This window comes from Methanolobus sp. ZRKC2, from assembly GCF_045291185.1.
Classification (GTDB): domain Archaea; phylum Halobacteriota; class Methanosarcinia; order Methanosarcinales; family Methanosarcinaceae; genus Methanolobus.
The window spans coordinates 1,092,655-1,106,985 of record NZ_CP146980.1 but is presented as its reverse complement, the minus strand read 5'-3'; the positions used below and the strand labels follow the sequence as shown (position 1 = coordinate 1,106,985).

The following is a 14,331-nucleotide window of genomic DNA, read 5'->3' as shown; positions in this document are numbered from 1 at the left end:
GTACTTATAATATAATTCCGCAATTCGATATTCTGTATAAACTCTTGTGTAAAACATGACTGAAGGTAAGTGGGAAGAAAAGTTCAGGACTTTTCTAAAAAAATATTACTGGGACAACATTCTCCAGCTTGCAAATGATTATCCTGACCAGCGTAGTCTGTATGTTGATTTTTCAGATCTCGAAATTTTTGACAGGGAACTTGCGGATGAGCTTCTATTTCATCCTGACGAGGTAATACCGTCAGCTGATAATGCGCTTCAGGATATTGATCTTCCGGTTGAGAAGTCACTGGATGATGCAAAGGTCCGTTTTACCAGGATTCCAAACAAGATCCCAAATCGTGATTTGCGAAGCAAGCATCTTCTTCAATTGGTTGCTATCGAGGGCATGATACGCAAGGCAACAGAGGTCCGCCCGAAGATACTCAATGCGGCTTTCAAGTGCATGCGCTGTGAGCATATTACTATGATTCCACAGACAGAGCTCAAGTTCGTTGAGCCTGTGGAATGTGAGGAAGAATCCTGTGGCAGGAAAGGACCTTTCAAGATAATGATAAACCAGTCACTTTTTATCGATGCCCAGAAGTTGCAGGTTCAGGAATCCCCGGAGAACCTTAAAGGTGGTTCACAGCCACAGAGTCTTGATGTGGATGTGGAGGATGACCTTGCAGGTATCGTAAAGCCGGGCGATCGTGTAATCATTAATGGTGTGCTTCGTTCCCACCAGCGGACTACAAGGGAAGGCAAGTCCCCTTTCTATGATCTTGTATTGCATGCTAATTCCCTTGAATACGTGGATCAGGAATTCGATGAACTTGAGATATCTCCTGAGGATGAGGAAGAGATCATGGAACTTAGCCGCAATCCTGAGATCTACAATAAAGTTATCAAGTCCATAGCTCCTTCAATCTATGGGTATGAGGATGTGAAGGAGGCACTTTCTCTTCAACTTTTTTCAGGTGTTCCAAAACACCTTCCCGACGGTTCCAGAGTGCGTGGGGATATTCACATGTTGTTCGTTGGTGACCCCGGTGTTGCAAAAAGCCAGTTACTGAGATATATGGTAAAACTTGCACCCAGAGGGGTCTTTGCCTCGGGTAAGAGTGCGTCTTCAAGTGGTCTGACAGCGGCTGCGGTCAAGGATGATCTTGGTGATGGCCGATGGACCCTGGAAGCAGGAGCACTGGTGATGGCTGATATGGGTATTGCTTCAATTGACGAAATGGACAAAATGAGCGCAGAAGACAAGAGTGCGCTTCACGAGGCCATGGAACAACAGACTATCTCAGTCGCAAAAGCTGGTATTATTGCAACACTGAAATCTCGTTGTGCACTTCTTGGTGCTGCAAATCCTAAATACGGACGATTTGATCGATATGAGGGTATTGCCCAGCAAATAAACATGCCTCCGGCACTTATGTCCAGGTTCGACATGATCTTTGTGCTTCTGGATACTCCTAATGAGGAAATGGATTCCAAAATTGCCAAGCACATTCTCAAGTCGCACTATGCAGGCGAGCTTTCGGAACAGCGCAATAATATCCTCTCCAGTGAGATCACGCAGGAGCAGGTAGAGGAGCATATGGAAGTGATAAAACCTGACATCGATCCAGATATCATGCGCAAGTACGTTGCATATTCCAGAAGAAACATTTATCCTATCATGGAGGAGGATGCCCGTGAGCATCTAGTTAAATTTTACATGGATCTGCGTAAGATGGGCGAGGGCAAGGATTCTCCTGTACCTGTAACAGCACGTCAATTGGAAGCTCTGGTCAGGCTTGCCGAAGCAAGTGCCAGGGTAAGGCTCAGTAACGTGGCTACTCTCGATGATGCAAAAAGAACTACAAGGATAGTATATTCATGCCTGAAACAGGTAGGTATCGATCCTGATACCGGGGCATTGGATGTTGATATAATAGCCTCTGGTACTACTAAGAGCCAGAGGGATAAAATAAAGTTAATTAAGGAAATAATCAAGATGGTTGGTGAAAAGCATCCTGGCGGGAAAGCTCCCCTGGAGGAAGTCTATGCTGAAGCACAGGCCCAGCAGGTTGACAAGCAACATGCAGAAGAGCTTATATCTAAGATGCGACGCTCGGGTGACCTGCTCAAGCCAGATAAAGACCATGTTAAAGTAATATAATCGATGTGATTTGATGTATCTTAAAATACATAGATCCGGTGAAAATGTGATCGTTGCTGTGTGCGACAAAGATCTTATCGGGAAGACCCTTAAAGAAGGCAATCTCAGTGTAACTATTTCAGAGGAATTCTATAAAGGGGACCTTGTGTCAGAAGAAGAGTTAAGGAATACTCTGCTTGATGCAGGAAATGTCAATATTTTCGGAGAAAAATCCGTGTCTTGTGCCATAGATTGTGGCGCTGTGGACAAAGACTGTGTTAGATTTATCGATGGGGTAGCGCATGCCCAGGTATTCAGAATTTGATGTAATGAGGTTTACTTATGAGTGATGGTGCCCAGGATGGAAATGTTGTGGACATAACTACATACGAGAAACAAGAACTACTTGAAAAAGTAATTGACAAACATAAACGTTTGTTGGGTGAGTATAGATTAGAGTTGGATGGGATCGAGAGCAAGCTGGAGTCACTGAATTCTGCTATCAGCTTATCCAAGCAGAAAAAGGATGAGATGGACAGCAAGATCGATATCCTTACTGAGAAAAGGCAATTGTTCTACCACCAGGCTGAGAAGCAAATGGATGAACTGAAGGCTCTTCCTGTGGACGACTCTGTATTCCAGAAAAGATTGCGGGATATATTGGAGGATATATCAAAGGCAAAAACCTCTCTTCCTCCCGAGGAGGAAAAGAAGCTTGCTGACTCTATTCTTGAGAAGTTATCTTCACTTGCCTCAGATTACTCAAATGCAAAAGATGCTGTGAATTCAGTTAAAGCAAGAATTAACGATGCTGCTGCTTCCAGTATGGAACTGTCTTCCATAAAAAACTCGGATATTAATTTCGATAAAGAGAAAACAGAGTCCGAAAAGGAGCTGGGCGAGATAGCTCCCCGGCATAAATGGCTGGAAAGCAGGATAAACAGTCACAAGGAGGCGCTTGTGTACTGGGAAAAGCTACCATTAGAGCAGGGAGATGAGGTGAAAGCATGACCGAAGAAGCTTCAACGATGTCGGAGAAAGAGTTGAAAAACAAGGTCAATGAACTCAGGACTCAGATCAGCCATAATGACAGGGAGTTAAAATCCATTTACAAGGAGTTAAAACTTCATCGAACCAATATGGATGATCTCAAGGCAAAACGCGATGAATTGAATTCAAAAGTGAGGGCCCTTGTAGCAAAGGCCCGTGAAGCCAAGTCCAAAAGGGATGCATTCAATGCAAAGATTTCTTCTCTCAAGAACTCAAGGAATGAGATTGAAGACAAGAAGCGTCAGTACTCAACCGAGATCAATGAATTGAAGAGCAAGCGTGATGATCTGAACAATCTTTCGAAGGGAAGTGTGGAGACTCTTTCAAAGGCATATGTGGCTGACCTCGATGTTTTTGTGAATGCTGATATTCCCTTAAACCATGAGATCGACCTTTTTGAAAGACTGGTTACAATGAAGGAGCGTCTCGATGCAGCTTTTGATGCAAACAAAGTTCATCAGAAACTTGTGGAAGCCTATGAAAGTTCGAAGGATGTATTCGAAACCCATGTGGATGTAGGTGGTGAAATACACGAGCTTGCAGAGCAATCACAGAAGTACCATCTTGAGATGATAGATCTTTACAAGCAAGTGGATGAGATACGTAAAGATGCGGATCTTGCACATTCCCAGATAACTGCAAAGTTTGCTGTGACCGCACCTATTAGGGAAAGGATCGACCCGCTCAAGGCCAAAATCTCCCAGTTGCGAGAGGAACTGGATGTCTATCTGGAGAAGCTCAACGATATAAATCTTGAAAAAGATGAGAAAAAGCAGGAAGAGCATCTGGTAGTCGCCAAGGAAAAGCTGGATAAGAATGCAAGACTAAGCCTTGAAGACCTTAAGGTCCTGATGGAAAAAGGGAATCTCAAATTCTGATAACGTTTCCTTTATTTTCCTTTTTTATTTTTTTGACCACGGCAATATGTTATAATTGCAATTGCTGTGAGTGCCAGTAATACTCCAAAACCCGGTATTGATGGACTATTTTCATTTTCCTGGATGTCTGTCGTATTCTCTTCAGGTTGCTCATTTTCCGTGATTTCATTTGATTCCGGTTCCGGAAGCTCCGGGTCCAGGTATTGGTATACAGGTTTAAATGTGACAAGCTCTCCGGCAGGACTTGAATATATGGTGTCAAGTGTAATATTCAATATTTCGCTGTTATGCGAATATATCAGAGTTTCACTTTCGCCCATTATTCCTTCATGCAATATGTCCTCGTTGAGTGAAAGCTGCACCCATGCCCTGTTATCTGCCGGATTCACACTTTTAACTTCCAACTGGTATCCCTGGTCAAATGTCCATGCTTCACCTGTAGCCAGAAAGATACCTGTTCCGTTCAGAAGCATCTTGTTCTCAGCACATGTGACTATGGCAGGGTGGGATAATAGAAAGACAACTAAGAGTACAGCAATTATGATCTCTTTTTGATCGCCTAATCTGCTTCCCATAATTTGGACCTTTATTCACTATGTCTGCAGCGTCCTGCGATAATCTCCTCTCTTACGTTGTTTTTGGACTGGACCAGAAGAGCGCCTCTATCGGTAATCCCTACTGCTTTACCCTCGATTATCCTCGTAGGCGTTGTAACGGTTACTTTCCTGCCAATGGTGTCTGAAACTGATATCCATTCACTGACGATGCTTGAAAATTGCTGGGTCTTGAATTTTATATACTGCTGTTCAAGTTCAAAAAACAGGTCCTTAATGAAAGAAACTCTATCAATGGGTTTCCCGAGCTCTGCTTCAAGGCTTGTGATATTTTCTTTGATTTCGTCCCTGAATTCATTCGTTTTGACATTTGCGTTAATGCCTATTCCCAGAATGATATGCTCAATCTTTTCAACCTCTGCATCGACTTCAGTAAGTATTCCACATACTTTTTTACCTCTGATTAGCACATCGTTTGGCCATTTGATGCGGGCATCAACACCCAGATTTTGCATTGCTCTGGTCACTGCCAGTCCTGCAAGCAGTGTTATCTTAGCTGCGTATTCCAGAGGTACGGAAGGTTTCAATATGACTGAGAACCAGATCCCGCCTGGCATTGACTGCCATTCACTCCCCATACGTCCACGCCCTTTATCCTGGGTTTCCGCTATAACTATCGTACCTTCGGGGTATTTATCCGCAATCTCTTTCGCAATGATATTTGTAGATTCGACTTCGTCGTAGTAAAGTATCTCCTTTCCGAGCATACTTGTTTCAAGGCCTGCCTTTATTTGTTCCGGGTAAAGCATGTCCGGTGAGGACTTTAGTGCATATCCTACCTTTGGTGAGGACTGGATTTCATAACCATCCTTCTTGATCTCCTTTATGTATTTCCAGACCATTGCACGGGTTATGCCAAGTTTCGATCCGATCTCCTGACCGGATACTGGTTTACCTTCTGAACTTTTAAGTATTCTGATAATCTCGGCTTTATTACCATTCACAGCTATCCCACCAGTAAATATTAAGTTCCCACACTATATATTACTTACACAGGTTTACTATTTTTTCTGCTTTTCCGCAGCAGCCATATATGAACCTACTGCTGCTGTAATGGCTGCAACTTTCTGCTCCCGGTTATCAAGTGCCGACCTCAAGGTAGCTCCCTCTTCGGAATCTTCTTCCACGACCTTCTTGACATCTTCAATGATATTGTATTCGTCGATGAAGTGAGTTGTAAGTTTACCTTCCCTGAAAGCTTCGTTTCTCAGAACTGCCTTGTGGAATGGGATGTTTGTTGTTACTCCTGCAACTACATACTCATAGAGTGCACGCTTCATCCGGTCAATGGCTTCTTCCCTTGTCTGTCCCCATGCGCATAGTTTTGAGATCATGGAATCATAATATGGTGATATAGTATATCCCATATGTACTCCGCTGTCAACTCGTATGCCGGGACCTCCTGCGGAGCGATATCTCCTTATCTTACCTGGAGAAGGTGCAAAATCATTAAGCGGATCTTCTGCATTGATACGGCACTCTATTGCCCATCCTCTGTGGACAATATCTTCCTGCTTGTATGGGAGCTTTTCACCACATGCAATGTGCAACTGCTGTTTAGCAAGGTCTATACCGGTGATCATTTCGGTAATGGTATGCTCGACCTGCAACCTAGTGTTAACTTCAAGGAAGTAGTAATCTCCTTTTGAATAGAGGAATTCTACAGTTCCTGCATTCTCATAACCTATAGCTTTGGCAGCTTTGACTGCTGTTTCACCCATTTCCTTACGAAGTTCGGGTGTCATTACAGGAGATGGTGCTTCTTCTATTAGCTTCTGATGTCTGCGCTGTATGGAGCATTCTCTTTCCATAACATAAACGACATCCCCATATTTATCTGCAAGTATCTGGAATTCTATATGCCTGGGTTCCTCGACATATTTCTCTATGAAGACAGTGGGATCACCAAAAGCTGAAGCAGCAACAGACTGGATTGAATTGAGGGCTGCCTTGAAACCTTCTTTGGAGTGGACTATCTTCATACCAATTCCGCCCCCTCCTGCTGATGCTTTGATCATGACCGGATAACCTATGGAGTCGGCTATTTCGATAGCTTCTTCTTCGTTTGATATGGCTCCCTCGGTTCCGGGAACTACCGGAACACCTGCCTTTATCATTGTATTTCTTGCTGCTATCTTGCTTCCCATCTGCTCGATTGCTTTGCTGGGCGGGCCGATAAAGACTATTCCTGCCTCTTCACATTTTCTTGCAAAGACGCTGTTTTCCGAAAGGAATCCGTAGCCAGGATGTATGCCTTCTGCTCCGCTCTCAAGGGCCACCTCTATTATCTTGTCCATGTTAAGATAACTCTGGCTTGAGGGTGCAGGACCGATATAATAAGCTTCGTCCGCATACTTTGCAAAGAGAGCATTCTTATCTGCTTCCGAGTATACTGCTACGGTCTTGACTCCCAGTTCCCTGCATGCTCTCATCGCCCTGATGGCGATTTCTCCTCGATTTGCAACAAGTACTTTCTTGAACATAATAACTACCTCTAGTCAATGCTCATAAGTACGTAACCGGAAGTTACAGCATCACCCTCTGCAACAAATATCTCTTTCACGGTGCCTCCGTGTGGTGCATGAATGGCATTCTCCATTTTCATTGCCTCTATCACACAGACAGTGTCACCTTCGCTTATCTGGTCTCCAATTTTGACTTTAACGGACAGAATCATTCCCTGCATGTGGCTGGTAACTGCTCCTGGGACTGATTCTGAAGTTACTTCTTCTTTTGGAGCTTCTACTGTTACTGCTCCTCCAACCGGGTTGACCTTGACATTGAACATTTCCCCGTCAACTTCTACTTTGAAGTCAGTTGGAAGTACCGTCTTATTTTCAGAGGCACAGGGATGTGGTTGTGTGCTAACCGGCACAAGCTCTTCTTCCTTTGCTTCTCCCTTTAGGAAAGCAGGTGCAACTGCCGGATAAAGGATGTATGTGAGTATGTCTTCTTCTTTCTTTACAAGTCCCATTTCTTCGGCTTCCTTTTTCATCTTCTCGTATTCAGGTTCAAGAAGATCTGCGGGCCGGCATGTTATGGGGTCCTCATTTCCTATTATCTTTCCGACGATGTCATCATCAATTTTCTGGGGAGGCCTGCCGTAAAGGCCACGCACGTAGTCCTTCACTTCTTTTGGGATTACCTTATATCTCTCACCCATCAGGACATTGAGTACAGCCTGGGTACCTACTATCTGGCTTGTCGGAGTGACAAGCGGAGGATATCCAAGTTCGGCTCTGACCCTTGGCATCTCGTCAAGTACATCATTATACTTATCAAGTGCATTCTGTTCCTTGAGCTGGGAAACCAGGTTTGACAGCATACCGCCCGGTATCTGGTAAAGCAATACATTAGTGTCGATTTGCTCTGATATCGGATTAAGTATGCATCTGTATTCTTCTTTGAGATCCGCAAAATATTTGGCAACTTCGGCTATCAGTTCAAGGTCCAGTCCTGTAGCACGTTTTGTCTCGGCAAGTGCGGCAACAATAGATTCTGTAGGTGGCTGGGAAGTACCCCATGCGAAGGGTGAAAGTGCGGTGTCAAGTACATCGACACCTGCCCTGCATGCAGCGGTATAACTCATCGGTGCCATGCCTGATGTACAATGGCAGTGCAGGTCCACCGGAAGGTTCACTTCGGTTTTCAGGGCTTTCACAAGGTCATGTGCCTGCTGTGGTGAAATCAGTCCTGCCATATCCTTTATACACAGGGAATCACATTCCAGTTCTGCAAGATCTTTTGCAAGTTCGACATATTTCTCAATGGTGTGTACCGGGCTTATGGTGTAACATATTGTTCCCTGGACATGTGCACCTTCCTTTTTAGCCACGGTTATTGCTTTTTCCATGTTTCGGATGTCATTTACAGCATCAAAGACCCTGAAGATATCAATGCCGTTCTCATGGGCTTTCTTAACAAATTTTTCCACAACGTCATCAGAGTAATGCCTGTAACCAACCAGATTCTGTCCGCGCAGGAGCATCTGGGCCGGTGTATTCTTCATGTGCTTTTTTAGCTCCCTCAACCTTTCCCAAGGGTCTTCGTTCAGGTATCTTATGGAGGTATCAAATGTAGCACCTCCCCACATCTCAAGTGAAAAATATCCAATTTCGTCCAGTTTGTCAACTACTGGTAACATGTTTCGGGTGCGCATTCGGGTTGCAATAAGTGATTGATGCGCATCTCGTAGAATGGTTTCAGTTATTTTTACTTTCATGGGAATCCTCCGGGAAGTGATTATTGTGTCAATGTTAGTATTGTCATGATAATAATCACTGTGAATAATTACTATGAATAATTTTTGTAAACCATCTGGCACCACGTCTCAGATGGATTTCTATTCTATATATCATGTTCTTTTATGTAGTTTCTGGTAAGTGCTTATATAGCTACAAAAAAGTCCTCTAATGGCTTTATTACAAAAAAAATTTATTACAGCTATACTGTTTTTTATCCTATTCCCTAAAAGTGAATTCTTGTAGCAAATATCTCTATTTTACAATGGATTCTATCATCCTTTTCCGATTTATCATTATTGAAATTGCAGCTAAGGCTTGCAGTAATTATTGCCCCATCCTTTCTGGTCATTTCACAATGGGAGTGAAAGATATTATTCTGCTTTCCAGATTGTATTTCTTTTACTGGTGTGTCCTTATTTTCGTCGCGTAAGAAATTCTCGAAAGGTTTTCCTATGACTTCTTCAGCGGTGTATCCCATCGTATGCAACCATTCGCTACTCACCACCAGAATGATCCCTTTTCTTGTCATGAACTGATGTCCAAGGGGTGGATTCCATGTACAGTTTTTTGTACCGTTCTTCGCTCTCTTTCAGGAGTTTTTCGGCTTTTTTCTTTTCTGCAATTTCTTTTTTCAGGAGTCTGTTTGTCTCTTCCAGTTCTTTTGTCCTTTCTTGTACAAGCATTTCCAACCGGTCGCGGTGCTCTAACAATGAGTTATGCTTGTAAACTCTATCGGTAATGTTTTCCAGTATAAGTGTGGCTCCCTGTTCTCCTTCATCGAAAGTTGAAGGTACAATCTTGGTGTAAAAAAAACAATCTTTCTCATCATTAAGAAAATGCATGGTTTCCTTGTGCTCTTTTCCGTTGATGGCTTCATTTAATTTGGCAGCAATATTTATTTCCGGGAACATGGGTGACAACAGGCTATCAGCTTTTTTCCCCACTACATTGTCCTTTACAAGACCAAGCAGACTCAGAAACTTCTTGTTTATTTGTATTATACTGAGGTAGCTGTCTACTACCAGGATACATTCGGAAGAAAAATTAAGTAACGTGGAAACAGGTATTCTGTGCGATAAATAATATACTTTGGCGGTGCCGATGGACTCCATGTCCGCACAACCGCTGATGCGTAACATCTCCAGATATTTTGCAGTAGTATTTCTGCTTAATTTCATCTCTTTTGCAATATCAGTTACGCTCATACCTCTTGGGTTGGCCTGTAATAGTTTTTTAACTTTTTTCAATTGTGTGGTATATATATCCATAGATACCGCCATCAGAAAGTTTTAGATTTGTATATTAAATTGCTTTGTGTGTTTCTGGTTTTAATATAAGATTATATTTATTTATCTCAGTGTTATTTAGATGTTTTGATTTATCTTGCTACTGTTAGTTAAAATCATACATGTAATATTCTATTATTAATATATCATAAAATTTATATAGAATACTTTGTAATATCCTTTTGCTAATCAAAGATGCTAATCATCTGTGATATGCAACGGCGTAACAAATCAGAAGTTGCGCAAAATTAAGTTAAAATGTGAGAGTAATTCATGGACGGGTAACATGTTTGGAACGAACGATAAATTTAAAACGGAACTTATCAGCGTAATAGATGCTGTAATTTCCGGGGACTTAAATGCGCGTATGTCTTTGAAGGCGGGTTCGCTTAACAGTAAAGCGGCAGAATCTGTAAACACGATCCTTGATGAATATCTATCCTTAAAGTATGGCCTGGATGTAAATGGGAAGCTTGCTTCTTCTGCTTCAGCGGGGCAAAGTAGCCTTGTCAATGAGGTATTGAGCCTGATCGATGCAGCTGTGGAAGGCAAGCTCGACACACGCGCACAAGTAGAGAACTATCAAGGTGATTCAAGAAAAATCCTTGAAGGGATTAATGAATTGCTTGATGCGGTGATAGGTCCCCTGATTGTTTCTGCGGAATATATTGACCGTATTTCCAAAGGTGACATCCCTCCGAAGATCACAGATGAATACAAGGGTGACTTCAACGAGATTAAGAACAACCTCAACCTCTGTATAGATTCCATCAATACTCTTCTTGAAGAAGCAGAATTGTTGACCAATTCCGCAATAGAGGGAAAGCTTACGGTACGTGCAGATTCAGGAAAGGTCGGGGGCGAATATGCAAACCTTGTTCAGGGAATGAATGATATTCTCGGTACACTCGTAGGCCATATTAATAGTATCCCGGTACCTTTCATGATTATAGATAAAGACTATAATATCTCTTATGTAAACGAAAAAGCTTCCCAGACCGCAGGATTGAATGCTCAGGTAATGGTCGGGACGAAATGTTATGATCACTACAAGACCAATGTGTGCCAGACAGATGGTTGTGTATGTACCAGGTCGATGAGGACACATAATGTAGAGTATGGTGAAGCAATTGCGGATCTTGGGTCGGATGTACATATAAATTGCAGTGGATCACCTCTTAAAGATAGAAAAGGCAATGTGATCGGTTCTCTTGAAATATTCATGGACCAGACCGAAGTCAGGAATGCACTGGATGACACCAGGTCAAAAGTAGAATTGCTTAACAGTATTCCTACGCCTGTTATGTCAATAGATACTGATTATAATATATCTTTCATGAATCCGACAGGTGCTGCTGCAGTAGGAAAGACTCCTGAAGGCTGTGTCGGTAAGAAATGTTATGATCTTTTCAATACTCATCACTGCCAGACGGAGAACTGCCAGGTTGCAAAGGCAATGCGGACCGGAAAAATATGTACTGCGGACACCACAGCAAAACTGCCTTCGGGTGAAATGCCTATTCGTTATACCGGTACAGCTCTTAAGGATAGCCATGGAAATGTTGTGGGTGCTCTTGAGTATGTGCTTGATATCAGTACCGAGGTTGGCGTTACAGAAGAGGTTGTGAAACTGACAGATGCGGCTATAAACGGAAAGCTGGATGCAAGGGCTGATGAAGATCTTTTTGAAGGTAACTGCCAACAGATAGTTATGGGTGTTAACAGGACCCTGGATGCTTTGATATCTCCTCTTATTGTTGCTGCCGAATATGTTGATCGTATCTCCAAAGGTGAGATCCCGCAGAAGATTACTGATGAATATAAAGGTGACTTTAATGAGATCAAGAACAATCTCAACCAGTGTATCGATGGACTGGGTGCTTTGACAGAGTGCAATACTGTCCTTCAGAATCTCACAGTTAATGATTTTACCGTAGATGTCAGCGGAAACTACCAGGGTATTTTCTGTGAAATGGCCCGGGAAGTTAACGAGGTGATTGGTCACCAGAAAGCTGTTCTGGATACAAGCAAGAAAATAGCACGCGGTGATCTCCAGATGCTTGAAGTTTACAGGGAAATAGGGCAGAGGTCTGAGAACGATGAGTTCTTGCCTGCCTACATACAAATGATGGAAAATATTCAGGGTATGGTAGATTCATTTGTTGAAATGGGACATGCAACATCTCAGGGAAAACTTGATTTCAGGGCTGATGCAGGTAATTTCGAGGGTACATATAATGAAGCTTTAGTTGCCGTTAACGAAGCTTTTGATGCAGTGATCGGTCCTCTTAACGTTGCAGCCGAGTACGTTGACAGAATTTCAAAAGGTAATATTCCTGAAAAGATTACTGACACCTATTATGGCGACTTCAATGAGATCAAGAATAATTTGAATCAATCGATAGATGCTATAAAGTCTCTTGTTGAAGATTCACAAATGCTTGCTGAAGCAGGAATAAGCGGAAATCTTGCCGTAAGAGCAGATCCTACAAGGCATGGTGGTGATTTCAGGCAGATTGTTGAGGGTGTAAACATGACACTTGATGCGATAGTCGCTCCGGTAAAGGAAAGTTCCGAGATAATCAATGAATTTTCCGAGGGAAAGCTTGACTCAAGAATAACGACCGAGATGAAGGGTGATTTCAAAGTTCTTGCTGAAACATTGAATGGTTTTGGTGACAATTTGCAATCCCTCATAAGTGATTCCGGGGAAGTTCTTACTGCGATAACCGGGAATGACCTGACACGTCCGGTCTATGTTGACGGTGTTGGCGACTTCAGGAAACTGACTGGTGGGATCGAGCAGACAAGACTTTCAATGAATGGGATCGCTTCAATGGTAAAGGGTTCAGCTGATAATGTTGTTGTAATTGCAAATGAGCTGTCCGCTTCATCAGCGCAAATATCTGCTTCTGCGACGCAAGTTGCCGAAACAATCGCTTCCATATCGAAGGGTTCTCAGAACCAGGCTGTAAAGACTGAGGAAGTCTCACGTGCAATGGTTGACATGACCATGACCGTTCAGGAAGTAGCTTCCAATTCCCAAAAGGCTGCTGAAACTGCAAAAGAGTCCAATGACCTGATCCACAATCTTGGTATTATTACCAAGGACCTCCTGAAAAAAATGGATGGCATAAAGGATGCAGCATCCGATTCCTCCGATGTCATAATGGAGCTTGATGGCAAGTCCAAACAAATTGGTGAAATCGTCAATCTTATTACCAGCATTGCAGATCAGACCAATCTGCTTGCTCTTAATGCAGCAATCGAAGCTGCCCGTGCAGGCGAACATGGTCGTGGATTTGCCGTAGTTGCGGATGAAGTCAGAAAACTTGCCGAAGATTCGGGCAATGCAGCTAAACAGATTGCAGATCTCATACGCCAGATCCAGGAAGGTACTGCCAATGCAGTCACTTCCATGCAGCAGGGTTCTGAAGAAGTTTCTACAGGTGCGGAGGCACTCAATGAAGCTGCTGTAGTAATTGAAAAAGTTGTAACTACTGGTGATATTATTGCAAGTATGGTACAGGATATTGCCGCCGCCGCACAGGAACAGTCAGCTTCTATTGAAGAAGTTACTTCTTCTGTGGAGGATGTGGCTTCCATATCTGAAGAGGCTGCTGCAAGCACTGAAGAAACAACTGCTGCCGTGCAGGAGCAGACTGCATCCATGCAAGAACTCGCAAATTCCGCCGATGGTCTTACACTTGTGTCAAAGGAAATGAAAGATGTTGTCGGCAGGTTTGTTCTTGACGGTGCTGGAACGACAAATAAAGAATCTTTTCAGGAAAAAGTTCCTGAAGAAATGTCGGGTAGCGATGTAAATAAGTCTGGAAAATCGCGCCCTGCTCTTCTATGAAATTTTTTAAGATTGCAGGATAAAGAATAATTTGAGATTGGCAATCAATAAATCCTGTTTTTCGATTGCCAAGCATTCTTTTTTGTTCTTTTTTTGTGTAGTTTCCCACAAATTTTCCTCCATCTTTTTTACAGTTAGCCATAAATTATTTATAAAAATATAAAATTTTAATAGAGAATATCTTTTTATATTATTATTTTGATACCAGTTTAGTATATAATTATAATTATAATGATAAAGTTAATCGTTGTTATTGTGTAAAAGTTGATTTAAAA

Annotated in this window: 11 protein-coding genes; 5 read left to right on the top strand and 6 right to left on the bottom strand. The window is 42.6% G+C overall.

The window, feature by feature from the left end:
* Positions 1-55: 55 nt before the first annotated feature.
* From V7O62_RS05135 to V7O62_RS05120, 4 genes are read left to right on the top strand one after another with little or no spacing between them, the layout of a single operon-like run.
* Positions 56-2,146 (top strand): minichromosome maintenance protein MCM, encoded by a 2,091-nt coding sequence (locus tag V7O62_RS05135; protein ID WP_406657944.1) that lies wholly within the window; start codon positions 56-58, stop codon positions 2,144-2,146.
* A gap of 13 nt (positions 2,147-2,159) precedes the next feature.
* Positions 2,160-2,450 (top strand): DUF424 domain-containing protein, encoded by a 291-nt coding sequence (locus V7O62_RS05130; protein WP_406657943.1) that lies wholly within the window; start codon positions 2,160-2,162, stop codon positions 2,448-2,450.
* Positions 2,451-2,467: 17 nt separating this feature from the next.
* A complete protein-coding gene (locus V7O62_RS05125; protein ID WP_406657942.1) occupies positions 2,468-3,136 on the top strand; it encodes a hypothetical protein in 669 nt (222 codons plus the stop codon).
* Positions 3,133-4,053 (top strand): coiled-coil protein, encoded by a 921-nt coding sequence (locus V7O62_RS05120; RefSeq protein ID WP_406657941.1) that lies wholly within the window; start codon positions 3,133-3,135, stop codon positions 4,051-4,053. Before V7O62_RS05125 ends, V7O62_RS05120 begins: the two co-directional genes overlap by 4 nt.
* 11 nt (positions 4,054-4,064) lie before the next feature.
* On the opposite strand, the gene V7O62_RS05115 is transcribed toward V7O62_RS05120, so the two are convergent.
* The 6 genes from V7O62_RS05115 to V7O62_RS05090 all read right to left on the bottom strand — a co-directional run bounded on the left by V7O62_RS05115 (position 4,065) and on the right by V7O62_RS05090 (position 10,191).
* Positions 4,065-4,628: a hypothetical protein gene (locus tag V7O62_RS05115; RefSeq protein WP_406657940.1), complete on the bottom strand. Its 564-nt coding sequence runs from the start codon at positions 4,626-4,628 to the stop codon at positions 4,065-4,067.
* Positions 4,629-4,639: 11 nt separating this feature from the next.
* Positions 4,640-5,611, bottom strand: a complete 972-nt coding sequence (locus tag V7O62_RS05110; protein ID WP_406657939.1) for a biotin--[acetyl-CoA-carboxylase] ligase — start codon at positions 5,609-5,611, stop codon at positions 4,640-4,642.
* A 57-nt stretch (positions 5,612-5,668) separates the two neighbouring features.
* Positions 5,669-7,150 carry an acetyl-CoA carboxylase biotin carboxylase subunit gene (locus V7O62_RS05105; protein WP_406657938.1) on the bottom strand — a complete coding sequence of 494 codons (1,482 nt, stop codon included), beginning with the start codon at positions 7,148-7,150 and terminating at the stop codon, positions 5,669-5,671.
* Positions 7,151-7,161: 11 nt separating this feature from the next.
* Positions 7,162-8,889 carry a sodium-extruding oxaloacetate decarboxylase subunit alpha gene (gene oadA, locus V7O62_RS05100; RefSeq protein ID WP_406657937.1) on the bottom strand — a complete coding sequence of 576 codons (1,728 nt, stop codon included), beginning with the start codon at positions 8,887-8,889 and terminating at the stop codon, positions 7,162-7,164.
* Between the two features lie 245 nt (positions 8,890-9,134).
* Positions 9,135-9,440 carry a PAS domain-containing protein gene (locus V7O62_RS05095; protein WP_406657936.1) on the bottom strand — a complete coding sequence of 102 codons (306 nt, stop codon included), beginning with the start codon at positions 9,438-9,440 and terminating at the stop codon, positions 9,135-9,137.
* Positions 9,406-10,191 (bottom strand): PAS domain-containing protein, encoded by a 786-nt coding sequence (locus V7O62_RS05090; RefSeq protein ID WP_406657935.1) that lies wholly within the window; start codon positions 10,189-10,191, stop codon positions 9,406-9,408. Before V7O62_RS05090 ends, V7O62_RS05095 begins: the two co-directional genes overlap by 35 nt.
* 292 nt (positions 10,192-10,483) lie before the next feature.
* Here V7O62_RS05090 and V7O62_RS05085 point away from each other — a divergent pair, with 292 nt between their 5' ends.
* Positions 10,484-14,056, top strand: coding sequence for a methyl-accepting chemotaxis protein (locus V7O62_RS05085; protein WP_406657934.1), 3,573 nt, complete (start codon positions 10,484-10,486; stop codon positions 14,054-14,056).
* Positions 14,057-14,331: the final 275 nt, after the last annotated feature.